Below are 22843 nucleotides of genomic sequence, written 5' to 3'. Positions count from 1 at the left end.
GGGCGGCGGTCCGGTCAGAGCCCGATCATCCGGACCTTGTTGCCGCACAGTCGGGTCAAGTCGTCGACGTCCGACGTGAGGATGGCGACCGGGCCAGGCTGGCGCAGGGCCGCTTCCACGACGGTGGCATCGATCGCGTACTTGTGGCCGTGCGGACCGGCGGCCTTGAGCAGCTGCGCCGCGGCCTTGGCTGCTTCCTCCGTGACCGGCTCGACCTTGACCCGAGAGAGCGCCCATCGCAGCCGGGGCAGGTTCACCCGGGAGTGGCTCACCTCCACGATGGTGTTGGCGCTGACGACGAGGTCTGTGCCCATGTCGTGGAACACCTGGAACATCGCCAGGGCCTTCCGGTCCTGGGCGACCCAGGCTGACAGTCCTTCGCTGTCCAGCACCACGGTTTCGATGTGATTGCTCACGCGGCGCTCGTGTCGCGTGCGGCCTGCGTCGTACCGAAGATCCGCGCTCGGGCCTCGGCCAGCTCCTCCTCGCTGAAGGCTCCGCACTCGTCTGTGTAGCTCCGCAGGTCGGCCCCGAGAAGCTGGTGCCGGATCTGTCGGGCCACCGCCTCGGCCACATAGCCGGAGACGTTGTCCGTGAGCTTCTTCAGCTCCGCCACCTGCTCGGTGGGGAGCGTCACCGTGATGCGAGTGGTCTCAGCCATGGGCATAAGCATACTCCGGTATGCAGATCGCGCGTCTGCTGCTCTCTGCGGTCGATCCTCATGGGGCTGCCCCGTCAGCTGGACGTTGCACCAGATGAGTTCAACGGGCCCAGTGGCGGTATGCCTCGATCCACTGTGAGCCCTCTGGGGCGGACGCCGGCAGCGGCAGGTCCAGAATCCCGATGCTCTGCCGAGCCGATCCCCGAACGCAGCGGGCGACCACGCGCCCGTCCTCGGTCAGTTCGACACCCACCACGCTCACCTCGACGCCGAGAACGATCGTGGTGAACGGTAGGGCGAGGTTCTCCTCGATCATCGTGAAGAGGCCAGTGAGCTGCTCGTCATCGCCGTAGGCGTCGACGGTGGCCTCTTCGATCAACGTATCCAGCGCGGCTGCGTCCAAGGCGCTCATGGACTCACCGTAGCGCTGCACCGCGGGGAACAAGGCTGGTTTCCGGCGGTGAAGCCAAGGCCCGAACTTGCCAATGGGTGACCGCGCCTGGTGGGGTTTGGTGGTGAGCGGGCCTGGGCGTGGGCCCCCTGCAAGCGACAAGGCGGGCGAGAGTGGCACGGGTCGTCGTACGAGGATCGGCTACGGGCGCGAGGAGCGTGCCGCCGCTGGCCCTGCCAGAAGCATCCGACTTCGCGAGGAGGCTGCTCGACGGCGGTTGGGCGGCGGTGTTCCTGCCCGACCAGCCCGCCCGCCTCGGTCGACTGCTGCTGTGGAAACCCGCCGGGGCAGTCGCAGCGAACGACACGGCACCCACGGGCATCGAACCCGAGTCGGTGGAGCTGGTGCTGCCGCACGGCCGCTCGGTCAGGCGGCGCAGGGTGGAGGGTTACGCGCTGCCCGTCGCCGTCGCCGTGTCCGCTCTGACCGGGGCCGCGCCGACGCATCCCTCCGCTGCCGCCTGGCAGGCCGCCGCCCGGTTCGCGCTGCGGCTGCTCGCCGATGGCCGCCTCCATCCGGCCCTCACCGACACCGGCTACGACATCTGGCAGGTGGGCCCGCTCACCGCCGCGCAGCGGCAGGCGCTGGACGCCCTCGCCGCCGCCTTCCCGCCCCATGCCCACTGTCTGCCCGAGCCGGGGCCGCCGCCGGTGCGGATCGCCGAACCGGACGCGCTGGTACGGCAGTTCTGCGACGCGGTCGCCGACGAACTGGTCCGTACTCCGGCCGCGCCGCTCTCGATGGGAGCGCTGCCCTACGCCTGGCGCGAGACGCGTGCCGTGCCCGCCCTTCGTGAGTGGGCCGAGGAGACCATCGCCGCGTTCACCGCCGACGTCGGCGTCTCGCTGCGTATCGACCTGCCCGAGGGGCGGCGTCGGCAGTTCCGGGCCGTCCTGCAGCTGCACACCGCGGCGGATCCGGCGCTTGTCGTCGAGGCGGCACGGCTGTGGAGCGAGACGGCCGAGGTGGAGCGGCTGCTCGGCCCGCGGGCCGAGACCGAGACGCTGCTCGCGCTGCGCCGGGGCGCCCGCGCCTGGCCCCCGCTCGATCGGCTGCTCAAGGACGCCGCTCCGGACCAGCTGCGACTGACCGACGGCGAGGCATTCGACCTCCTTGGCGACGCCACCGACACGCTGCGCACCGCCGGTATCGCCGTGCACTGGCCGCGTGAGCTGGTCAAGGCACTCACCGCGACCGCGGAGATCGGGCAGCGCACCGCGCCCGGCTCCACCGCGGGCGGGCTCCTCGACGCCGACACCCTCCTCGACTTCCGCTGGCAGCTCTCGCTCGGCGACCAGCCGCTCACCGAGGCCGAGATGGACGCCCTAGCCGAATCGCGCCGACCCTTGGTCAGGCTGCGCGATCAGTGGGTGGTTGCCGACCCGAAGTTGGTGGCCCGCGCCAAGCGTCGCCGGATGGACCCGCTCACTCCCATGGAGGCGCTGAGTGCCGTGCTGACCGGTGAGGCGGAGCGGGACGGCGAGGGGATCCCCTGCGTGGCCGTCGGCGCGTTCGGTGACCTCGTCGCCCGCATCCGCGACCCCGAATCCCGCACCCCCGCCCCACAGCCCGCCGCACTCAAGGCTACGTTGCGCGACTACCAGAAGCGGGGCCTGTCCTGGCTGGCCGAGATGTGCGAACTCGGCCTCGGGGGCTGCCTGGCCGACGACATGGGCCTGGGCAAGACCATCACCCTGCTCGCCCTGCACCTGCACCGCCAGACCGACCCCGCCACCGCAGGCCCCACCCTCGTCGTCTGCCCCGCCTCCCTGCTCGGCAACTGGCAGCGCGAGGCCGCCAGGTTCGCGCCGTCCACCCCCGTGCGCCGCTACCACGGCGGCGATCGCCACCTCAAGGACCTGGCCGTCGATGAGATCGTCCTGGTCACGTATGGGGTGCTGCGTCGGGACCGCGAAGTGCTGGCCGAGACGGCCTGGTCGCTTCTCGCCGCCGACGAGGCCCAGCACGTCAAGAACCCCTACGCCGTCACCGCCCGCGAGCTGCGCGCCCTGCCCGCCCGTGCCCGCGTCGCCCTCACCGGCACCCCCGTGGAGAACAACCTCTCCGAACTGTGGGCACTCCTTGACTGGACCACGCCCGGGCTCCTCGGCCCGCTCAGCGCCTTCCGTGATCGGCACGCCCGTCCGATCGAGTCGGGCGAGGATCCCGAGGCCGCCGAGCGCCTGTCCCGTCTCGTACGTCCCTTCCTGCTGCGCCGAAAGAAGTCCGACCCCGGCATCGCGCCCGAACTGCCCGCCAAGACCGAGACCGACCGCGTCGTGGCGCTGACCACCGAACAGGTCGGTCTCTACGAGGCGGTGGTCCGCGAGGCCATGGGGAAGATCGCGGAATCCGAAGGCATCGCCCGACGCGGCCTGGTACTGAAACTACTCACCGCGCTGAAGCAGATCTGCAATCACCCGGCCCAGTACCTGCGCCAGTCCACGCCACTGACCGGCCGCTCGGGCAAGCTCGAACTGCTCGACGAACTGCTCGACACCATCACCGCCGAGGGCGAGTCGGTGCTGGTCTTCACCCAGTACACGCAGATGGCCACCCTCCTGGAGAAGCACCTCGCCGAGCGCGGCACCCCCACCCTCTTCCTGCACGGCGGCACTCCCGTCGCCCGCCGCGAGGAGATGGTAGAGCGCTTCCAACAGGGTGAAGTGCCGGTGTTCCTGCTGTCGTTGAAGGCGGCGGGCACCGGACTCAACCTCACCCGCGCCACCCACGTCGTGCACTACGACCGCTGGTGGAACCCCGCCGTCGAGGACCAGGCCACAGACCGCGCCTACCGCATCGGCCAGACCCAGCCCGTCCTGGTGCACAAACTGCTCGCCGAGGGAACCGTGGAGGACAAGGTGGCGAAGCTCCTCACATCCAAGCGCGCGCTCGCCGACGCCGTCGTCGGCTCCGGCGAGGCGGCCCTGACCGAACTCTCCGACGCCGAACTCGCCGAACTCGTCGCCCTGGGGAGGCAGTCATGAGCCCTGCGGCCCGCCGCGCGCCGACGCGTGGCAAGCGCGCCTTCGCCGCCACCTGGTGGGGCCAGGCGTGGGTGAAAGCCCTGGAGGACTCAACCCTGGACGCCGGGCGGCTCTCCCGCGGACGCACCTACGCCCGCAAGGGCATGGTCGGCCCGACCACCGTCGCACCGGGCCAGGTCAAGGCCGCCGTCCAGGGCAGTCGCCCGCGCCCATACCGCTCCTCGGTCCATCTGCCCGTCCTCACCGCCCCCCAATGGGACACCCTGCTCGATGCCATCGCGGCCCGAGCCGGGCATCTCGCCGCGCTCCTCGACGGCGAGATGCCCGCCGAACTCGTCGACGACGCCCGCCAGGCCGGCGTCCCCCTGCTCCCGCAGCCCACCGAGCTCGACCCCGAGTGCTCCTGCCCCGACTGGGGCTACCCTTGCAAACACGCCGCCGCGCTCTGCTACGCCATCGCCAGCACCATCGACGAGGACCCGTTCGTGCTCTTCGCGCTGCGCGGCCGCGGTCGCGAGGAGATCTTCGCCCAGCTGCGAGCACGACGTACGGCAGTCCAAGAGAGCGCCGCCCCACCAGCCCCGACCGGCATCCCGGCCGCCGCCGCGTACACCCGCTGGGCCGAACACGCCCCCCAGCTACCCGAACTCCCCGAACCGGCCGCTCACACCGCAGCCCTGCCCGTCGCCCCGCCACCCGGCACCGGCCTGCTCACCACGGACCTCGAACACCTCATGGCCGACGCCGCCGCACGCGCCGCACGGCTCCTGACGGGAGACACCGTCAGCCTCCACCTGACCCAGCACCAGGACGCCGTACGGATCGCCGCGAGCAGCCCCGGCCCCGAGTGGTTCCACCACCTGATCCAGAACACCGGCGCCAAACCCAGCGCCTTCGCCCGCCTCACCCGCGCCTGGCGCCACGGCGGCCCCACCGGCATCACCGTCGCCGAACAACCCCACACCCCCGACCCGGGGGTGATGACGGCCGCCCGCACCACTCTGACCACGGCCCTCGCCGAGATGACCGACGCCCCCGCCCCTCTGCGGGCCTGGCGCAACCGCCTCACCCTCACCGACCACAGCATCCAACTGCGCCTGGGCCCCGACGCCCGCTGGTACCCCTACCTCCAGGACGACAGCGAATGGTGGCCCGCCGCACCGGCCGACATCGACCCAGTCGCCGCACTCACCTCGGTCTGGCAGCAGGCCGACCGGTGACCATCCGACGCACCCCGCCAATCCGCCGCCTCCGCCCACAAATTCACCTCGCCCAATTTCCGGCACCCGGTGACGCTGGCCAAGGAGCTCATCTCGCTGGACGACATCTCCGGCGGGCGCGTCACGCTCGGCATCGGCGCGGGCGGCTCCGGCTTCGACGCCACCGCGCTGCTCAAGGACGGCCAGGAGCCGTGGACCCCGCGCGAGCGCGCCGACCGCTTCGCCGAGTTCGTCCCGCTGCTGGACCGGCTGCTCACCCAGGACGTCGTCTCGTACGACGGGGAGCACTACTCCGCGTCCGAGGTGCGCAACATCCCGGGCTGTGTGCAGCGCCCCCGGCTGCCCTTCGCCGTGGCCGCCACCGGCCCGCGGGGGCTCAGGCTCGCCGCCCGCCACGGGCAGGCGTGGGTCACCACGGGGGACCCGAAGCTGTTCGAGACGGGCACGCCGGAGCAGTCGCTGAAGGCCGTCGCCGGGCAGATCGAGCGGCTCGGGGCGGCCTGCGCCGAGATCGACCGTGACCCTGCCGACCTCCACAAGATCATGCTCACGGGCTTCACCCCGGACCGGCCGCTGGACTCCTTCGACGCCTTCGTCGACTTCGCGGGCTCGCACGCCGAGCTGGGCATGGACGAGATCGTGGTGCACTGGCCGATCGCCGATTCGGTCTTCGCCGCCGACCTCGCGGTCTTCGAGAAGATCGCGACGGACGGGCTCGCGCAGCTCTCCTGAGGGGCGCGGCGGGGCGGCGGGGGCCGCCGCCCGCCGCGCTTTCTTCAGCCCGTTCTTTACTCCGCGTTTTCTTTACCCCGCGCACAACCGGTGAAGGAGGAGAATCGAGGACAGAGGCACTCACTGGGGGCGCACATCGCGCTGAGCCTTGGAGGTACCCCATGCCACGGACCCGATTCGCTCCCGACCGGGGGCTGACCACCCGCATGGTGAGCACGATGTTCTTCATCGGGCTGCTCTACGTCGTCTTCGTGGGCGTGCTGGTGGTGCTGCTGCGCGGGGCCTGGCCGATCGTCCTGATCCTCGCGGGCGGCATGTTCATCGCCCAGTTCTGGTTCAGCGACAAGATCGCCGCCTTCAGCATGGGGGCGCGCGAGGTCACCCCGGAGGAGGCGCCCGAGCTGCACGGCGCCGTCGACCGGCTCTGCGCGCTCGCGGACATGCCCAAGCCACGGGTGGCCATCGCCGACAGCGACGTGCCGAACGCCTTCGCCACCGGGCGCAACCAGAAGAACGCCCTGGTGTGCGCGACGACCGGCCTGCTGCGCAGGCTGGAGCCCGAGGAGCTGGAGGGCGTGCTCGCCCACGAGCTCTCCCACGTCGCGCACCGCGACGTGGCCGTGATGACCATCGCGTCGTTCCTGGGCGTGCTGGCCGGGATCATCACCCGCATCGGCCTGTGGGGCGGCTTCCGCCGCGCCGGCGGCCGCGATCAGAACACCGCGCTCCTGATGGTGCTGATCCCGCTGGTCAGCGCGGTCGTCTATGCCATCAGCTTCCTGCTCACGCGGCTGCTGTCCCGCTATCGCGAGCTGTCGGCCGACCGCGCGGGCGCCCTGCTGACGGGCAGGCCCTCGGCGCTGGCGTCGGCACTGACCAAGGTCACCGGGCAGATGGCGCAGATCCCGACGCGCGACCTGCGGCAGGCCGAGCCGTTCAACGCCTTCTACTTCGCGCCCGCCTTCTCCAAGGACAGCTTGAGCCGGCTGCTGTCCTCGCACCCGACGCTGGAGCAGCGGCTGGACCAGCTCGGCCGGATCTCGGCGGAGCTCGGCCGCGCCTGAGCGCGCGCCACGCCCGTCAGAATCTCGGAACGTCCGGAACTTCGGAACATTCGGAAACTTCGGAGCCTCGGAGGCTTCGGAGCCTCGGAGGCTTCGGAGCCTCGGAAATCTCGGAAAGGAGCTTTCGCCTGTGGGATTCCTGGATGCCATCCTCGGCCGCAGCAAGCCGGTCCGCCCGGACCTCGACCAGCTCTTCGCCCTGCCCTCCGCCGCCGTCACCCTCCAGGCCGGCGCCGGATTCACCCCGACGGGACTGGGCTCGGTGTGCTTCGCGAGCGTGGAGGGCGGGGCGTTCGGCCGGCTCCAGCAGGACGTGCGGGAACTGCTGGACGCCGATACGGAGCGCGGCGGGGCGCCCGTGGAGTTCAGCCAGGACGGCTACGGCTACACCTGGCTGCTCGCACGGCAGTCGGCCGACGACGTGGCGGGCCTGGTCAACGACCTGCACGCGGTCAACACCCTGCTCCAGGAAGGCGGTTTCGGACCTCAGCTGCTCTGCTCGCTGCTGGGCTTCCGGGACGAGGAAGGGCGCTCGCTGGCCCTCGTCTACCTCTACAAGCGCGGCACCTTCTACCCCTTCGCGCCGATGGCGGGCGGGGGCGACAAGCGGGACAACTCCCTGGAGCTCCAGGCCCGGGCCCTGCTGGCGAACGACCTCCGGATCGAGGAGGACCTGGCGCGGTGGTTCCCCGTGTGGGGCGCACCCGGCCTGAATTGACGGTGCGTCACCTACCGTTCGTCGCGGGGGAGCAGGCCGTCCATCACCCGGGCCCGCACCTCACGCTCGGCGGCGGCGGCGACGAAGGCCGCGACGTGCTCCTCCCCGACGAGCTCGCGCACGGCTTCCAGGGTGCGGGCGGGGAGCCGGAGGCTCCGGTGGGGGTGCGGGCCGGGAGGAGCGCCGGGGGTGGGCAGCGGCAAGGGATCCGGTCCCGTGGCCGGTCCTGTGCCTGGCGTCTCGGCCGGTCCTGTGCCCAGGGCCTCGGCCGGTCCTGTGCCCAGGGCCTCGGCCGGTCCTGTGCCCAGGGCCTCAGCTGGTCCCGCGGCCAGAGCCTCGGCCGGACCTGTGGCCGGGGCTTCAGCTCGTCCCGTATCCAGGGCCTCACCCGGTCCCGTGCCCAGGATCTCAGCCGGTCCGGCGGCAGAATCCCCCGCTGGTCCGGTGAACGAGTCCCCTGCCGGTCCGGCGAACGGATCCCCCGCCGTTTCCGCGCACGACTCGGATCCCCCGTGTTCCTCCAGGCGGTGGCGGAGATAGCGGGTGGCCAGCGATCGCATCGCCCGTGCCAGCTCCGCGTCCACGGTCTGCTGGGCCAGGGGCCGCAACCGGCGGACGAGAGCGGCGGCTTCGGCCGCTTCCTCGTCGGTCGGCGGGTGGTCGAAGAACTGGTGGAAGACGTGCTCGGTCGTGAAGTCGAGGAAGCGCGCGGCGATGTGCTCGACGTGGGTGCGCAGTTCGCGCAGGTGGCCGGAGATCGCGGGCAGCGGCACCCCGGCGAGGTGGAGCTCGGCGGCGACGGTGAGTTCGCGGGGGCTCGGCACCAGGAACTCGTCCGGCGCGTCCGTGACCGGGACCAGCACCCCGAGCCGTACGGCCTCGGAGACGGCGTCGTCCTGGGCGCCGCCGAACCTCTCGTCCAGCGCCGCCCGCGTGATCCGTTCGGCCTGTTCGTCGGTCCAGGGGCCGTCGACCTCGGCGACGAGGCCCAGGACGCCGCCGAGGTCACGGCCCGCGTCCCAGGCGTCCAGGAGCTCCTTGATGCTGGCGAGGGTGTAGCCGCGGTCGAGGAGGCCGGCGATCCGCTGGAGCCGCGCCAGATGCGCCTCGCCGTAGACATTGGCGCGGCCGCGCCGCTCGGGCCGGGGGAGCAGCCCGCGGTCCTGGTAGGCGCGGATCGTGCGGGCGGTGGCCCCGCTGTGGTGGGCGAGATCGTCGATCCGGTACTCGACGGCCACCCGTCCGAGCCGCTCGTCGGGGTGGGCCTTTTCGAGCACCGGACCGGGGACCGGCCCGGACGGCACCGGCACCGGCCCGGACTCCGGACTCCGTACGTGCTTCGTGGTCACAGGGGCGCTCCTCACGCGATGGCCGCGCGACCGATCGCGCCCGCCGCGGACCGTGCCGCGGGTGAGGTCGCCAGATACTCGACGGCCCGGCGCAGCGACCCCTCCTGCGAGGGATGGTACGACCGCCGCAGGTAGCGGGGTACGGCCGAGCCGAGCTCCCGCCAGCTGGGCAACAGGCCCTTGGCCACGGCCTTGTTGTGCTCGCGCAGCGAATAGCGCAGCCGCCCCGCGAGCCGTGGGTCGTGCCGTATCAGATAGGTGGCTCCCCATCCCCAGAGGTGGAACAGCATGGGGGCGGTGAAGGCCATGCCCAGGACCCGGCGGGCATAGCGCCCGGCCTCGGCGCCGCCGCAGTGTTCGTACATGTCGAAGGCGACCGAGCGGTGTTCGACCTCCTCCGCGCCGTGCCAGCGGAGCAGGTCCAGCATGACGGGGTCGGGGCCGGCCCGGTCCAGGCCGTCCGCGTGCAGCACCCAGTTGCCCAGCACGGCCGTGAACTGCTCGATGGCGGCGATCAGCGAGAGTCGGAACCGCAGCCACTCCCGGGCGCTCACCGGGAGGCCTAGGGGCGGCCGGTCGCCGAGCAGCGCGTCGAAGAGGAAGTCCACATGGCGGGTGTACGGGCCGGTGTCCAGGCCCTGCTGGGCGAGGTGGCCCAGCACATAGGCGTGCTGGACGCTGTGCGTGGCCTCCTGCCCCATGAAGCCCTTGACGTCCTTGAGGAGTTCCGCGTCCCGCACGAGGGGCAGGGCCTCCTTGAACACCTTGACGAACCACCGCTCCCCGGCGGGCAGCAGCAGGTGCAGGACGTTGATGACGTGGGTGGCGGTGGGCTCGTCCGGTATCCAGTGCAGGGGGGTGTCGTCCCAGTCGAAGGCGACGCGGCGCGGGGCTATGGGGTGGCCGCCGCTGTGACCGTGGTTCATCTCTGCTCCTCTGCGGGCTTTCCGCTACAGCGGTGGGTCGATCCGCGCGATGGCGCGCAGCACCCGCGGTGTGAAACGGGACATGAAGCGGATGCCGTGCGCCTCGGGGGTCACGGGGACGACGGCCTGGTCGCGGAGCACGGAGCGCAGGATGGCGTCGGCGACCTTCTCCGGGGGGTAGTTGCGCCTGCCGTACGCCCGGCTCGCCTTGTCCCGGCGGCGTTGCTGCTCCTCCTCGGGGACGCCCGTGAAGCGCGCGGTCCCGGTGATGTTGGTGTTGACCAGACCGGGGCAGATCGCGGTGACCCCGATGCCCTGTCCGGACAGCTCGACGCGGAGGCTCTGGCTGAGCATCAGCACGGCCGCCTTGGAGGTGCTGTAGGCCGAGAGCGTCTTGAAGGGCTGGAAGGCCGCGGCGGAGGCGGTGTTGACGATGTGGCCGCCCTGTCCGCGCTCGGCCATCTGCCTGCCGAAGATCCGGCAGCCGTGGATGACGCCCCACAGATTGACGTCGAGGACCTTCCGCCAGTCCTCAGCGGAGGTGTCCAGGAAGGGTCCGGACAGCCCGATGCCGGCGTTGTTGACCAGCACGTCCACCACGCCGTACTCGGCGGCGACCTTCGCGGCCAGCTTCTCCATCGCGTCCTCGTCCGCGACGTCGGCGCACTCGCCCCACGCCTCACGGGCGCCGATCAGCCGTGCCAACTCGGCCGTGCGCGCGGCGCCCTCCGCGTCCCGGTCGACCGCGACGACCCGCGCACCCGCCTCCGCGAAGGCGAAGGCGGTGGCCCGGCCGATGCCGCTGGCCGCGCCGGTCACCAGCACCAGCCGGCCGCCGAACGCCTGGGCGTAGGGGCTGTCGTCCACGGCCCGGCGTGCTCCGCGCACCACCGCGGGCCGTGCCCCGGCGGTGCCCACGGTGCCGCCCTGCTCATGGCCGGTCACGAACTCGGCGATCCAGGCGGAGAGTTGATCGGGGCGCGTCCGCTGCACCCAGTGCTTCGCGGCCAGGGTGTGCCGGACGAGGCCCGGCGCCCACTGGTCCAGGTCGTCGTAGAGCCGCACGGACAGGAAGGCGTCGCCGGTCGGGGTGATCAGCTGCACCGGCGCGTGGGCGTAGGCGTCGGTGCGCGGCCTGCCCAGGCGGGACCGGATGTTGTCGCGGTAGAGCCACGCGCCGTGCGCCGCGTCGTCGGGCAGTGAGGGCGTCGGATAGCCGTCGGAGCGAACCCTCTCCGAGCGCTCCAGGATCTTCGGCCACCGCTTCATCAGCGGCCCCCGCGCCAGCGCCTCCGGCACGGCCGGCGTGTGCAGCGCGGAGACGTACCAGGACCTGGCGCCCTGGCCGAGCAGCTGGGCCACGCGGCGCGGCGTCGGCTGGGTGAGGCGTTTCCTGGCCCAGAGCGCGACGTGGTCGAGGCCCGGCCCGGAGATGGAGGTGAAGGACGCGATCCGCCCCTCCGTGCGCCGCACCGTCACGAACTCCCAGCCCTGCACGGAGCCCCAGTCGTGCCCGACCACGTGCACCGGGGCGTCCGGGCTCACCGCGTCCGCGACCGCCAGGAAGTCGTCCGTGAGCTTCTCCAGCGTGAACCCTCCGCGCAGGGGCCGCGGTGCCGTGGAACGCCCGCAGCCGCGCACGTCGTACAGCACCACGTGGAAGCGGTCCCGTAGCCGCGCGGCGACCGCCGACCAGACCTCCTTGCTGTCCGGATAGCCGTGCAGCAGCACCACCGTGGGCCGCTCGGCGTCGCCCAGCTCGGCGACGCACAGCTCGATCCCGCCCGTGCGGACCCGGCGCTCCCGCGCGCCCTCGAGTCCGGTGTCGTGTCCGGTCATGCGGCCCTCTCCCCTTGCGCGCGCCGTACGTGCGGCAGATCGTCGTCGAGCCAGAAGGCGCTCTCCTCGGGATCCCGGGAGTCGGTGACCACCAGGAGCTCCTCGAACTTCACGCCGGTGCCCCGGAAGCCGATGTGGGGCTCGACCGCCCACAGGCCCGGCCGGGGCGGGTGGTCGGAGAAGCGGTGCGGGCTCCACAGCGGGGACCAGCCCTCCCGGTGGCCCCGGACGGCGTCGGACGCGAGCCCCTTGAGCGCCTGGGTGCCGAAGCCGAAGAGCTGGGGCGACCAGCGGCGCTCCCGCGCGCGGCCCACCTTGTGGGCGATCACGCCGAAGGGATAGGCGCGGTGCCGGTTGGCGTAGCCGTGGCGGACCATGAGGCGGTCCACGTTCTCGTAGATCTCGCGCAGGGAGCGGCGCTCGCGCACCTCGCGCAGGATCAGCTCTCGGTACGCCGGGAGATCCGCCGTCATCCGGTCGTGCAGCGGGTCGGGCCCCAGGCAGCCCGCGTAGCCGATGTCGGCGGTGAAGCCGCCGTGCACCGGGGCCATGTCGAGGATGAACGGCATCCCCGGCTCCAGCCTGCGGTCCGTCGGGAAGAACTGGAGCGGCACCCGGAACCCGACGAACGCCGTGCGGTCGCCGAACCACGCGAAGGGCAGGTGGAACCAGTCCCGCACGCCGCGCTCGCGCAGCCACTCCCGCTGCATCCGCGCCGCCTCGCGCTCGGTCACCCCCGGCCGCAGCTGGGCCGCCACCGCTTCCGCGCAGTCGTACGCGAGGCGCTGCACCTGTCTGAACCCCCGCAACTCCGCGGTGAGTTCCCGAGCCACTGCTGAGGTCATCGTCAACCGTCCGTCCCGCCTGCCGGGGCCCCCGGACAGCAGCCGGAGGAGCGTCCGCAACTTGACACTGATGAATGTGACAATGCTCCGCGGCTGCGTCAAGAGTTGTGCACGGCCTGTGGATAACTTTCGGTAACCCTCGGGGCCGTGGCCCCGTTCCCTTCCGGCACCCCCACCCCCCCTACGGGCGTGTCAGACCCGAGGACTACGCGCATCCCCTCATCTGGTCTGACGACTGCTGTGGCGCAGGCCACTAACGTCGAAGGCGTGACTGTGATCGCTACCGAAAGCCTCAGCAAGCGGTTCCCCCGGGTGACCGCGCTCGACCGGCTGTCCGTCGACATCACGCCGGGCGTGACCGGCCTGGTGGGTGCCAACGGAGCCGGCAAGTCCACGCTGATCAAGATCCTGCTCGGCCTGTCCCCGGCCACCGAGGGCCGCGCCCGGGTGCTCGGCCTCGACGTGGCGACCGAGGGCGCCGCCATCCGCGAGCGGGTCGGCTACATGCCCGAGCACGACTGCCTGCCGCCGGACGTCTCGGCGACCGAGTTCGTCGTCCACATGGCGCGGATGTCCGGGCTGCCCGCGAGCGCCGCCCGTGAGCGCACCGCCGACACCCTGCGCCACGTGGGGCTCTACGAGGAGCGGTACCGCCCCATCGGCGGCTACTCGACGGGCATGAAGCAGCGGGTCAAGCTGGCCCAGGCGCTCGTCCACGACCCCCAGCTGGTGCTGCTGGACGAGCCGACCAACGGCCTCGACCCGGTCGGCCGCGACGAGATGCTCGCCCTGATCCGCCGGGTGCACGCCGACTTCGGTATCTCGGTCCTGGTCACCTCCCACCTGCTCGGCGAACTGGAGCGCACCTGCGAGCAGGTCGTCGTCATCGACGGCGGCAAGCTGCTGCGGTCCTCCTCCACCGCCGAGTTCACCCAGGCCACGGGCTCCCTCGCGGTCGAGGTCACGGACTCCGACGCGCATCCGGACGGCACGTCCGCCCTCATCGGCGCGCTGGCGGCGGCCGGGCTGACGGTCCAGCCCGTGGGCCGCGCCGCCGAGTTCGCCGCGGCCGGCTCCGGCCACGTCGTCCTGGTCGACGTCACCGGCGACGACACCTACGACACCGTGCGCGACGCGGTGACCGACCTCGGCCTCGGCCTGGTCCGCATGGAACAGCGCAGGCACCGCATCGCGGAGGTCTTCCAGACCGCCGGCAGCGCACACGAAAGGGGCAGCTCCGATGCCGCCTGAGAGCATCACGGCGCCCGCCCAGGACGTCATCCACAACATCGGCTACCGCAACTACTCCGGGCCCCGCCTCGGCCGCGCGTACGCCCGCCGCTCGCTCTTCTCGCAGAGCCTGCGCGGCGCCTACGGCCTCGGCCGCTCGGCGAAGTCCAAGGTCCTGCCGATGATCCTGTTCGGCGTGATGTGCCTCCCCGCCGCCATCATGGTCGCCGTCGCCGTGACGACGAAGGCGAGCAAGCTGCCGGTGGAGTACACGCGTTACGCGATCATCCTCCAGGCCGTCATCGGCCTCTACCTCGCCGCGCAGGCCCCGCAATCCGTCTCGCGCGACCTGCGGTTCAAGTCGATCCCGCTCTACTTCTCGCGGCCCATCGAGCGCATCGACTACGTGGTGGCCAAGTTCGCCGCGATGGCCTCCGCCCTGTTCATCCTCACCGCGGCGCCCCTGCTGATCCTCTACGTGGGCGCCCTGCTCGCCAAGCTGGACTTCACCGCGCAGACGGAGGGCTTCGTGCAAGGACTGGTCTCCGTGGCGCTGCTGTCCCTGCTCTTCGCCGGACTCGGGCTGGTGGTCGCCGCAGTCACACCGCGCCGCGGCTTCGGCGTCGCGGCCGTCATCGCCGTGCTGACGATCTCCTACGGCGCGGTCTCCACCGTGCAGGGCATCGCGCTCGACCGCGACAACACCCAAGCGATCAGCTGGATGGGCCTGTTCTCGCCGATCACCCTCATCGACGGGGTCCAGACGGCGTTCCTCTCGGCCACGTCCGCCTTCCCCGGCGGCAACGGCCCCGGCACCGGAGCCGGCGTCGTCTACGCCGTCGTCCTGCTCGCGCTGATCGCCGGATCGTTCGGGCTGCTGCTGCGCCGCTACCGAAAGGCCGGGCTGTGACCGTCCTCCACATCGACAACGTCTCCCGCTGGTTCGGCAACGTGGTCGCCGTCAACGACGTCTCCATGACCGTCGGCCCCGGCGTCACCGGCCTGCTCGGCCCCAACGGCGCCGGGAAGTCCACCCTCATCAACATGATGGGCGGCTTCCTCGCGCCCTCCACCGGCACCGTCACCCTCGACGGCAGGACCATCTGGCGCAACGAGCAGGTCTACCGCGAGATCGGCCTCGTCCCCGAGCGCGAGGCGATGTACGACTTCCTGACCGGCCTGGAGTTCGTCCGCGCCAACGCCGAGCTGCACGGCCTGGGCGCCGAGGAGGCCCAACGGGCGCTCGCCACGGTCGAGATGGAGTACGCGCAGGACCGCAGGATCGGCACGTACAGCAAGGGCATGCGCCAGCGGGTGAAGATGGCCTCCGCGCTCGTCCACGAGCCGTCCGTGCTCCTCCTCGACGAGCCGTTCAACGGCATGGACCCGCGGCAGCGCATGCAACTGATGGACCTGCTGCGCCGGATGGGCGCCGAGGGCCGCACCGTGCTGTTCTCCTCCCACATCCTGGAGGAGGTCGAGCAACTCGCCGCCCACATCGAGGTGGTCGTCGCGGGGCGGCACGCTGCCTCCGGCGACTTCCGCAAGATCCGCCGGCTGATGACGGACCGGCCGCACCGCTATCTGGTGCGCTCCAGCGACGACCGCGCCCTCGCCGCCGCGCTCATCGCCGACGCGTCGACCTCGGGCATCGAGGTGGACGTCCAGGAGGGCGCGCTGCGCGTCCAGGCCGTCGACTTCGACCGCTTCACCACGCTGCTGCCGCGGCTCGCCCGCGCGCACGGCATCCGGCTCCTGACGGTCTCGCCCTCCGACGAGTCCCTGGAATCGGTCTTCTCCTATCTCGTAGCGGCCTGAAAGGAGCCCTGACGCCATGTACCACCCGACCGTCGCCCGGCTCACCTACCGGGGGCTCCTCGGCCGCCGCCGTGCCTTCATCCTCTTCGCGCTGCCCGCACTCCTGATCGTCATCTCCGCCGTCATCCGCGTGCTGACCGGAGCCGACGACGGCACCGCGACCAACGTCCTGGGCGGCTTCGCGCTGGCCACCATGGTGCCGCTCATCGGCGTGATCGCCGGTACGGGAGCGATCGGCCCGGAGATCGACGACGGCTCGGTGATCTATCTGCTCTCCAAGCCGGTCGCGCGCCACACGGTCATCCTCACCAAGCTGATCGTCGCCATCGGCGTCACCGTGGCCTTCTCGGCGGTGCCCACCCTGATCGCGGGCTTCGTGCTGAACGGCAACAGCCGGCAGATCGCCGTGGCCTACGCGGTGGCCGCCGCGGTCGCCTCCGTCGCCTACAGCGCGATCTTCCTGCTGCTGGGCACCGTCACCCGGCACGCCGTCGTGGCGGGCCTGGTCTACGCCCTGGTGTGGGAGTCGCTCTTCGGCAGCCTCATCCCCGGCGCCCGCACGCTCAGCGTCCAGCAGTGGTCCCTCGCCCTCGCGCAGAAGATCGGCGCGGAGGGAGCGATCAGCTCGGACGTCGGCCTGCCTCTCGCGGTCACCCTGCTGATCGCCGTCACCGCGGCGGCGACCTGGTACGCGAGCCGGAAGCTGCGCACCCTCACGCTCGCCGGCGAGGAGTGATCGAGAGACGAACGATGTAAGGGGCGGTCTCCATGGAGACCGCCCCTTACTCATGTAGGCGAGACACTCACGTAGACGGGATGTACGGAGGCGAAGTCGCCGCCTACACGCGCCCGTCCAGCAGCGCCCGCGCTATGTCCAGCTGCACCGGCGAGAGCGCGACGGCCTCGCCGTCCTCGGCGTCCTCTATGTCCCACAGGGCGTTCTGGAGCACCCGCCCGAGCGTCCAGCGCGCCGCGCGCCGCCGGTCCAGGCCGAGCACCTCGGTCATCACGTCGAAGCGGCGCAGGACCGCCCGTGTGACGTCACCGGTCGCGGCGAGGTCGTCCCACCGGTCGTGCAGGGCGGGCAGCAGCTCGAAGCCGGGGTCGCCCACGAGCGGCTTGGGGTCGATGGCCAGCCAGGGCTCCCGGCCGGAACCGGGCAGCGGCGCCAGCACGTTCGCGTAGTGCAGGTCCCAGTGCAGCAGACGCCCTTCACCGGGCTCGGCGGCCACCTCCCGCACGGCCGCCGCGCAGTCGGCCACCAGGCGGCGCTCGGCGGTGCCGGGCAAGGTGGGCAGGGCGGACGGCACTTCGGCCAGCATCGCGGCGGTGACGTCGGTCAGCGTGCGCAGCCCGGCCGGGGCGGGGGTCTTCAACAGCCGGGCGAGCAGCTCGGAGAGCGTACGGAGGGCGTCCTCGGCGTCCGGCACGGACATCAGCGAGCGGTCGGCGTCCAGCCGCTCCAGCAGCATCGTGCCGGACTCCGCGTCGTGGTCGAGGAGGGCGACGGCGCCGTCGCCGCCCCAGGCGCGCAGCGCGGCCGGTTCGTCGACGCTCTCGTCGGTGACCGGCTGGAGCTTGAGCGCGGCCCGGGTGCCGTCCGGGCGGCGTACGGGCAGGACGAGCGCCACCATGCCGTGCGAGGCCGGGCCGTCGAGCCGCAGCCCCCAGCGGTCCAGGAAGTCCGCCGCGAGGTCCGGCAGGGCGGCGATCCAGGCGCGGCCCACCTCTCCGTCGAAGGTGTCGTGGAAGCCGGCCAGTTCGGCGGGGACGGTGATCCGGGAAGGCACGTACATGGGTGGCGCACTCCTCGTGACGGGTGGGAGGCCCCGGGGGCCTCCCTGTCATCCCAACGTCTCAGATCTTCCGATCGCGCCCGGCTCCCATCCCGAGACCCAGCAGACCCGCGCAGACCACGAGCAGCACCACGATCGGCACGGTCCAGCCGCCGGTCGCCTGGTGCACGGCGCCGAGGGCGAACGGGCCGACGGCGGCCAGCAGATAGCCCCAGGTCTGTGCCATGCCCGAGAGCCTGGCCGCCGTGTGCGCGTCGCGGGTGCGCAGCACCATCATCGTCAGTGCGAGCCCCAGGGCGCCGCCCTGTCCCACGCCGAGGAGCGTCGCCCAGAGCCAGGCGCCGGCGACCGGGGCCACGAGCAGGCCCGCGACGCCCGCCGCCATCAGCAGCACGACACCGGCCGCCAGCGAGCGCTGGGAGCGCATCCGGCCGGCGAGCATCGGCACCACGAACGAGCCGACGGCCTGCACCAGCGTGCTGAACGCGAAGACGAGTCCGGCCTGCGCCTTGCTCATCCCGTGGTCGGTGAAGATCGTCGGCAGCCAGGCGATGACGACGTACGCCACGAGCGACTGCGAGCCCATGAAGAGGGTGATCTGCCAGGCCAGCGGGATGCGGGTCAGCTTCGGCCCGTCGTCGGCGGGCCGGGGCGCCGGGGCGGCCCCCGGGTGCCCGGCCGCGGCCTGGCGGGCGGCGCCGCGGGCGAGCACGGCCTGCGGGGCCCACGCGGCGGCCGCGACGGCCGCCAGCACCGACCAGGAGGCGAGGGAGCCCTGCCAGCCGCCGAGCGCGTTCTCCAGCGGCACGGCGCTGGCGGCGGAGACGGTGGCGCCGAGGATCATCGCGGTCGAGTAGAGCGCGGTCATGCCCGCAGCCCGCTCGGGGAAGTCCCGCTTGATCAGGCCGGGCATCAGGACGTTGAGCAGGGCTATCGCGGTGCCGACGAGCGCGCAGCCGACGAACAGCGCGACGACCGGCGGCGCGATGCGCAGCAGGATGCCGCCGCACAGCAGGACGAGCGCGCCGCAGAGGACGGCCTCCGTGCCCCACCGGCGGGCCAGTCTCGGCGCGAGGATCGAGCCGAGCCCCATGAAGACGAGCGGAATGGTGGTCACCAGGCTGCTCGCGGTCGCCGCCAGGTGGAAGTGGTCGCCGATCTCCCCGAGCAGCGGCGACACACCGGCCAGCGCGGCCCGCATGTTGAGCGAGGCCAGGACGATGCCCAGCAGGACGAGCAGGGGGTGGGCCCGCATCCGCCGGGCGGCGGCAGCGGGTGGCGCGAACTCCCCGGCGGCCACGGCGTCTTCCGTGACGGTCAGTGGTGCTTGCGACCTCGTTTCGGACATGGGGGGCCTTTCCAGGGAGTGCGGTGGTACGTGAGGGGGCGTGCGTGAGCGGGCGGTCAGCTCTCCGCGAGCAGTGACTCCACTGCCTGCTTCGGCCGGTCGAGCAGCATGCGGCAGGCGTTCGCCGCGGCGTCCGGGTCGCCGGAGGCGATGGCGGTCATGAGGGCGTGGTGGTCGCCGTGCAGGATGCGCGGCATCTCGCGGTCGCCGAGCGCGGTGACCAGCGCCTCGCGCACGGAGCTGCTGAACCACGAGTACGTGGCGGACAGCGCGCTGTTGTGGGCGGCGTCCACGACCGCCTTGTGGAATTCGATGTCGTGGTCCGCGTAGAGCTCCAGATTGCCCGAGTCGGGCTGGCCCTCGGGGTCCTCGAAGGCTTCCTGGGCCTCCAGCGCGGCGCGCATCCGCTCCAGGTCGGCGGGTTCGTGCCGGAGCGCCGCGAGCCGGGCGGCCTCGGCCTCCAGGGCGATGCGCAGCTCCAGGACGTCCCGGATGCCCGCGCGCTGCACTCCGCGCATGATCTCGGCGGGGTCGGCCATGGAGACGACGAACGTGCCCTCGCCCTGGCGGGAGCGCAGCATCCCGGCGTGCACGAGGACGCGGACGGCCTCGCGGACGGTGTTCCGTCCGACCTGGAGCTGTTCGGCGAGCGCGTGCTCGGTCGGGATGCGCTCGCCGACCTTCCACTCGCCGGCGGCGACCTGCGCGCGCAACTGATCCACGACGGTGTCCACCAGGGACTGCCGTCCCGCCGCACGCAGTGCCATTCCGCTGCTCCTCTTGCCGCACTCTTGGGCTCACCCGATTGCCCAGTCATCCTACAACTGCGCGCGAGCGCGGTTCGGGCTACCTTCGGAGAGTGGTCCGCAGCGAAACCTGCCTCCGGATGTACGACCGGCTCGCCGCCTGGGTGCGGTCGACCCCCGGCACCCACATCTGGCTGCTGGTCATAGGTGTCACCAGCCTCGTCGTCGCCGCGGCCAGCCAGGGCCTGGAGACGTTCCTCCTGCACCGCAACAGCAGCAACATCCACGAGCTGAACAAGCACCCCACGCAGTCGCTGCTGATCAGCGCCTTCTGGATCGAGAACCCGTCGTCGTTCCTGCTCTACGTCGCGCTCTTCGAGATCTTCCACGCCAACGTCGAGCGCTGGATCGGCACCTTGCGCTGGCTCGTCACGGTCACCGTCGCGCACGTCGTGGCCACGCTCGTGAGCCAGGAGGTCGTGCTGCTGTCGATCCAGGACCACGCGCTGCCCCGCTCGATGAAGCACGTTGTCGACATAGGCGTCTCGTACGGGCTGGCGGCGGCGGCCGGGATCCTCACCTACCGCGTGCCGCGGCCCTGGCGGTGGCCGTATCTGGCGGGCGCGGTGCTCTTCTTCGCGGTGCCGCTGCTGACCGGCGGGACGTATACGGACGTCGGCCACGCGATCGCGCTGACGATCGGGCTGGCGTGCGGGCCGCTGGCGCGGGGGCGCCCGCCGTGGGACTTCGCCGCCGGCCGCGAGCACCTGCGGAGGGCCTGTGAGCCGCTCCGCGGGCGCGGGACCGGTTCACGGACGCGGAGCTGATCGGAGTGCCGACGAGTGAGCCGCTCCGCGGGCGCGGGACCGGCCTCAGGTGAAGAGGCGGTCCAGGACCGTCGCGATGCCGTCGTCCTCGTTGGAACCCGTGACCTCGTCCGCCACGGACTTCAGCTCCAGGTGGGCGTTGGCCATCGCCACGCCGTGTGCCGCCCAGGCGAACATCGGGACGTCGTTGGGCATGTCGCCGAAGGCGATCGTGTCCGCCGCCTTCATGCCGAGGCGGCGCGCGGCCAGCGAGAGGCCGGTGGCCTTGCTCAGGCCCAGCGGCAGCAGCTCGACGATCCCGGCGCCCGCCATGGTCACGCCCACCAGGTCACCGGCGACGGCGCGCGCGATCCCTGCGAGGCCGTCGTCGTCCAGGTCGGGGTGCTGGAGGTAGAGCTTGTTCAGCGGAGCGGCCCACAGGTCGGCCGGGTCCGTGATCGGGACGGCCGGCAGCGGGCCCTCCTGGATGCGGTAGCCGGGGCCGACCAGGACCTCGCCGTCCATGCCGTCGCGGCTGGCCGCGAGGTAGAGCGGCCCGACCTCCGCCTCGATCTTGGCGAGCGCCAGCCCGGCGAGCTGCCGGTCCAGCGTCACCGACGTCAGCAGTCTGTGCTCACCCGCGTGGTAAACCTGCGCGCCCTGCCCGCATACCGCGAGGCCCTGATAGTCCAGGGAGTCGAGGATGTGCTTCGTCCACGGGACGGAGCGCCCGGTGACGATGATGTGCGAGGCGCCCGCCGCCGTCACCCGTTCGAGCGCGGCGCGGGTGCGCTCCGAGACGGTGTCGTCGGAGCGCAGCAGCGTGCCGTCGAGATCGGTCGCGATCAGGCGGTAGGGCAGCTCACTCACTGTGTCTTCTCGTTCGCTTCCCGGCCGCCCGCGGCCATCGTCGTCGTCACCGGCCCGGCGGCCACGCGTGCGTCGCTCACCGCCCGAGGGGCTCCAGGATCTCCCGGCCGCCCAGGTACGGGCGGAGCACCTCCGGCACGCGCACCGTGCCGTCGGCCTGCTGGTGGTTCTCCAGGAGCGCCACGATCGTGCGCGGGACGGCGCAGAGCGTGCCGTTGAGCGTCGCCAGCGGCTTGACGGTCTTGCCGTCGCGCAGGCGCACCGACAGGCGGCGCGACTGGAACTCGTCGCAGTTGGACGTCGACGTCAGCTCGCGGTACTTCCCCTGGGTGGGGATCCACGCCTCGCAGTCGAACTTGCGCGAGGCGGACGAGCCGAGGTCACCGGTGGCGACGTCGATCACCTGGTAGGGCAGCTCCAGGCTGTTCAGCCACTGCTTCTCCCACTCCAGCAGGCGCGCGTGCTCCGCCTCGGAGTCCTCCGGCGCGACGTACGAGAACATCTCGACCTTGTCGAACTGGTGGACCCGGAAGATGCCGCGGGTGTCCTTGCCGTACGTGCCGGCCTCGCGGCGGAAGCACGGCGAGAAGCCGGCGTAACGCAGCGGCAGCTGCGACGCGTCCAGGATCTCGTCCATGTGGTACGCCGCGAGCGGCACCTCGGAGGTGCCCACCAGATAGAAGTCGTCCTTCTCCAGGTGGTAGACGTCCTGCGCGGCCTGGCCGAGGAAGCCGGTGCCCTCCATGGCGCGCGGCTTGACCAGCGCGGGGGTGAGCATCGGCGTGAAACCGGCCGCGGTGGCCTGCGCGATGGCGGCGTTGACGAGGGCGAGCTCCAGCAGCGCGCCGACGCCCGTCAGGTAGTAGAAGCGCGAGCCGGACACCTTGGCGCCGCGCTCGACGTCGATGGCGCCGAGCGCCTGGCCGAGCTCCAGGTGGTCCTTGGGCTCGAAGCCCTCGGCGGCGAAGTCACGGGGGGTGCCTACGGTCTCCAGGACGACGAAGTCGTCCTCGCCGCCGCGCGGGACGTCCGGGTGGACGATGTTGCCGATGCGGAGCAGGAGGCGCTGCGCCTCGGCGGCGGCCTCGTCCTGCTCGGCGTCGGCCGCCTTGACGGCGGCGGACAGCTCGCCGGCCCGCTTCAGCAGCTCGGCCTTCTCGTCACCGGCGGCCTTGGGGATGAGCTTGCCGAGCGCCTTCTGCTCGGAGCGGAGTTCGTCGAAGCGGACGCCGGACGACCTGCGCCGTTCATCGGCGGAGAGCAGCGCGTCGACGACGTCGACGTCCTCTCCACGGGCGCGCTGGGAGGCGCGCACACGGTCGGGGTCCTCACGAAGCAGGCGAAGGTCAATCACCCCACCAGGCTACCGTTGCGGGCGCGATCACTCGACGCGATATTCCTCTTCGTTGCGTTTTGTCCCGTTTTGGGGAGAGTGGA

General features: G+C 71.9%; 21 protein-coding genes and 1 pseudogene. 10 read left to right on the top strand and 12 right to left on the bottom strand.

Going from position 1 to position 22843, the window contains the following annotated elements; all coding sequences use genetic code 11:
- Positions 1–14: 14 nt before the first annotated feature.
- From AB0435_RS00270 to AB0435_RS00260, 3 genes are all read right to left on the bottom strand, one after another.
- Positions 15–416, bottom strand: coding sequence for a PIN domain-containing protein (locus AB0435_RS00270; protein ID WP_366004577.1), 402 nt, complete (start codon positions 414–416; stop codon positions 15–17).
- The gene (locus tag AB0435_RS00265) at positions 413–661 is read right to left on the bottom strand and encodes a hypothetical protein (RefSeq protein ID WP_366425827.1); all 249 of its coding nucleotides are present in this window, start codon (positions 659–661) and stop codon (positions 413–415) included. The genes AB0435_RS00270 and AB0435_RS00265 overlap by 4 nt, the downstream gene beginning before the upstream one ends.
- 100 nt (positions 662–761) lie before the next feature.
- Positions 762–1073 (bottom strand): hypothetical protein, encoded by a 312-nt coding sequence (locus AB0435_RS00260; protein WP_366004579.1) that lies wholly within the window; start codon positions 1071–1073, stop codon positions 762–764.
- A gap of 206 nt (positions 1074–1279) precedes the next feature.
- Between AB0435_RS00260 and AB0435_RS00255 the strand changes: the two genes are divergently transcribed.
- From AB0435_RS00255 to AB0435_RS00235, 5 genes and pseudogenes are all read left to right on the top strand, one after another.
- On the top strand, positions 1280–4099 hold the full coding sequence (locus tag AB0435_RS00255; protein WP_366425904.1) for a DEAD/DEAH box helicase: 2820 nt from the start codon (positions 1280–1282) through the stop codon (positions 4097–4099).
- Positions 4096–5319 carry an SWIM zinc finger family protein gene (locus AB0435_RS00250; protein WP_366004580.1) on the top strand — a complete coding sequence of 408 codons (1224 nt, stop codon included), beginning with the start codon at positions 4096–4098 and terminating at the stop codon, positions 5317–5319. Before AB0435_RS00255 ends, AB0435_RS00250 begins: the two co-directional genes overlap by 4 nt.
- A 45-nt stretch (positions 5320–5364) precedes the next feature.
- Positions 5365–6051 (top strand): annotated as a pseudogene (locus tag AB0435_RS00245) (LLM class flavin-dependent oxidoreductase); the annotation flags it as partial.
- Between the two features lie 161 nt (positions 6052–6212).
- Positions 6213–7115 (top strand): zinc metalloprotease HtpX, encoded by a 903-nt coding sequence (gene htpX / locus AB0435_RS00240; protein ID WP_366004581.1) that lies wholly within the window; start codon positions 6213–6215, stop codon positions 7113–7115.
- Positions 7116–7245: 130 nt separating this feature from the next.
- Positions 7246–7833 carry a hypothetical protein gene (locus AB0435_RS00235; RefSeq protein ID WP_366425826.1) on the top strand — a complete coding sequence of 196 codons (588 nt, stop codon included), beginning with the start codon at positions 7246–7248 and terminating at the stop codon, positions 7831–7833.
- A gap of 11 nt (positions 7834–7844) precedes the next feature.
- Here the strand turns inward: AB0435_RS00235 and AB0435_RS00230 are convergent, their stop codons facing one another.
- The 4 genes from AB0435_RS00230 to AB0435_RS00215 all read right to left on the bottom strand — a co-directional run bounded on the left by AB0435_RS00230 (position 7845) and on the right by AB0435_RS00215 (position 12792).
- Positions 7845–9071 (bottom strand): MerR family transcriptional regulator, encoded by a 1227-nt coding sequence (locus AB0435_RS00230; RefSeq protein ID WP_366425903.1) that lies wholly within the window; start codon positions 9069–9071, stop codon positions 7845–7847.
- Positions 9072–9193: 122 nt separating this feature from the next.
- Positions 9194–10108 (bottom strand): metal-dependent hydrolase, encoded by a 915-nt coding sequence (locus AB0435_RS00225; protein WP_366425825.1) that lies wholly within the window; start codon positions 10106–10108, stop codon positions 9194–9196.
- Positions 10109–10132: 24 nt separating this feature from the next.
- Positions 10133–11947 (bottom strand): SDR family oxidoreductase, encoded by a 1815-nt coding sequence (locus AB0435_RS00220; protein WP_366425824.1) that lies wholly within the window; start codon positions 11945–11947, stop codon positions 10133–10135.
- Positions 11944–12792, bottom strand: a complete 849-nt coding sequence (locus AB0435_RS00215; protein WP_366004587.1) for a M24 family metallopeptidase — start codon at positions 12790–12792, stop codon at positions 11944–11946. The genes AB0435_RS00220 and AB0435_RS00215 overlap by 4 nt, the downstream gene beginning before the upstream one ends.
- Before the next feature lie 240 nt (positions 12793–13032).
- Here AB0435_RS00215 and AB0435_RS00210 point away from each other — a divergent pair, with 240 nt between their 5' ends.
- Genes AB0435_RS00210 through AB0435_RS00195 form a run of 4 tightly spaced genes read left to right on the top strand, consistent with a single transcriptional unit; the run spans position 13033 to position 16576 of the window.
- Positions 13033–14043, top strand: a complete 1011-nt coding sequence (locus AB0435_RS00210; RefSeq protein WP_366004588.1) for an ABC transporter ATP-binding protein — start codon at positions 13033–13035, stop codon at positions 14041–14043.
- Positions 14033–14932, top strand: a complete 900-nt coding sequence (locus tag AB0435_RS00205; RefSeq protein ID WP_366004589.1) for an ABC transporter permease subunit — start codon at positions 14033–14035, stop codon at positions 14930–14932. Before AB0435_RS00210 ends, AB0435_RS00205 begins: the two co-directional genes overlap by 11 nt.
- Positions 14929–15840 carry an ABC transporter ATP-binding protein gene (locus tag AB0435_RS00200; RefSeq protein WP_366004590.1) on the top strand — a complete coding sequence of 304 codons (912 nt, stop codon included), beginning with the start codon at positions 14929–14931 and terminating at the stop codon, positions 15838–15840. Before AB0435_RS00205 ends, AB0435_RS00200 begins: the two co-directional genes overlap by 4 nt.
- A gap of 16 nt (positions 15841–15856) precedes the next feature.
- Entirely contained in the window at positions 15857–16576 is a 720-nt protein-coding gene (locus AB0435_RS00195) for an ABC transporter permease subunit (protein ID WP_366004591.1), read from the top strand.
- A gap of 103 nt (positions 16577–16679) precedes the next feature.
- Here AB0435_RS00195 and AB0435_RS00190 read toward each other — a convergent pair whose 3' ends face one another.
- From AB0435_RS00190 to AB0435_RS00180, 3 genes are all read right to left on the bottom strand, one after another.
- Positions 16680–17636, bottom strand: a complete 957-nt coding sequence (locus tag AB0435_RS00190; protein WP_366004592.1) for an aminoglycoside phosphotransferase family protein — start codon at positions 17634–17636, stop codon at positions 16680–16682.
- A gap of 61 nt (positions 17637–17697) precedes the next feature.
- Complete coding sequence (locus AB0435_RS00185; protein WP_366004593.1) at positions 17698–18984, bottom strand: MFS transporter; 1287 nt, start codon at positions 18982–18984, stop codon at positions 17698–17700.
- Positions 18985–19040: 56 nt separating this feature from the next.
- Positions 19041–19751 (bottom strand): FadR/GntR family transcriptional regulator, encoded by a 711-nt coding sequence (locus AB0435_RS00180; RefSeq protein WP_366004594.1) that lies wholly within the window; start codon positions 19749–19751, stop codon positions 19041–19043.
- Positions 19752–19870: 119 nt separating this feature from the next.
- Between AB0435_RS00180 and AB0435_RS00175 the strand changes: the two genes are divergently transcribed.
- Positions 19871–20557 carry a rhomboid-like protein gene (locus AB0435_RS00175; protein ID WP_366425902.1) on the top strand — a complete coding sequence of 229 codons (687 nt, stop codon included), beginning with the start codon at positions 19871–19873 and terminating at the stop codon, positions 20555–20557.
- 45 nt (positions 20558–20602) lie between these two features.
- Here the strand turns inward: AB0435_RS00175 and AB0435_RS00170 are convergent, their stop codons facing one another.
- Positions 20603–21406: an HAD family hydrolase gene (locus AB0435_RS00170; RefSeq protein ID WP_366004595.1), complete on the bottom strand. Its 804-nt coding sequence runs from the start codon at positions 21404–21406 to the stop codon at positions 20603–20605.
- 76 nt (positions 21407–21482) lie between these two features.
- On the bottom strand, positions 21483–22760 hold the full coding sequence (serS, locus tag AB0435_RS00165; RefSeq protein ID WP_366004596.1) for a serine--tRNA ligase: 1278 nt from the start codon (positions 22758–22760) through the stop codon (positions 21483–21485).
- Between the last annotated feature and the right edge of the window lie 83 nt (positions 22761–22843).

This window comes from Streptomyces sp. NPDC051173 (assembly GCF_040689515.1).
Lineage (GTDB): Bacteria > Actinomycetota > Actinomycetes > Streptomycetales > Streptomycetaceae > Streptomyces.
Note: the sequence above shows the minus strand (reverse complement) of the source record. Positions and strands in the feature narration are given on the sequence as shown.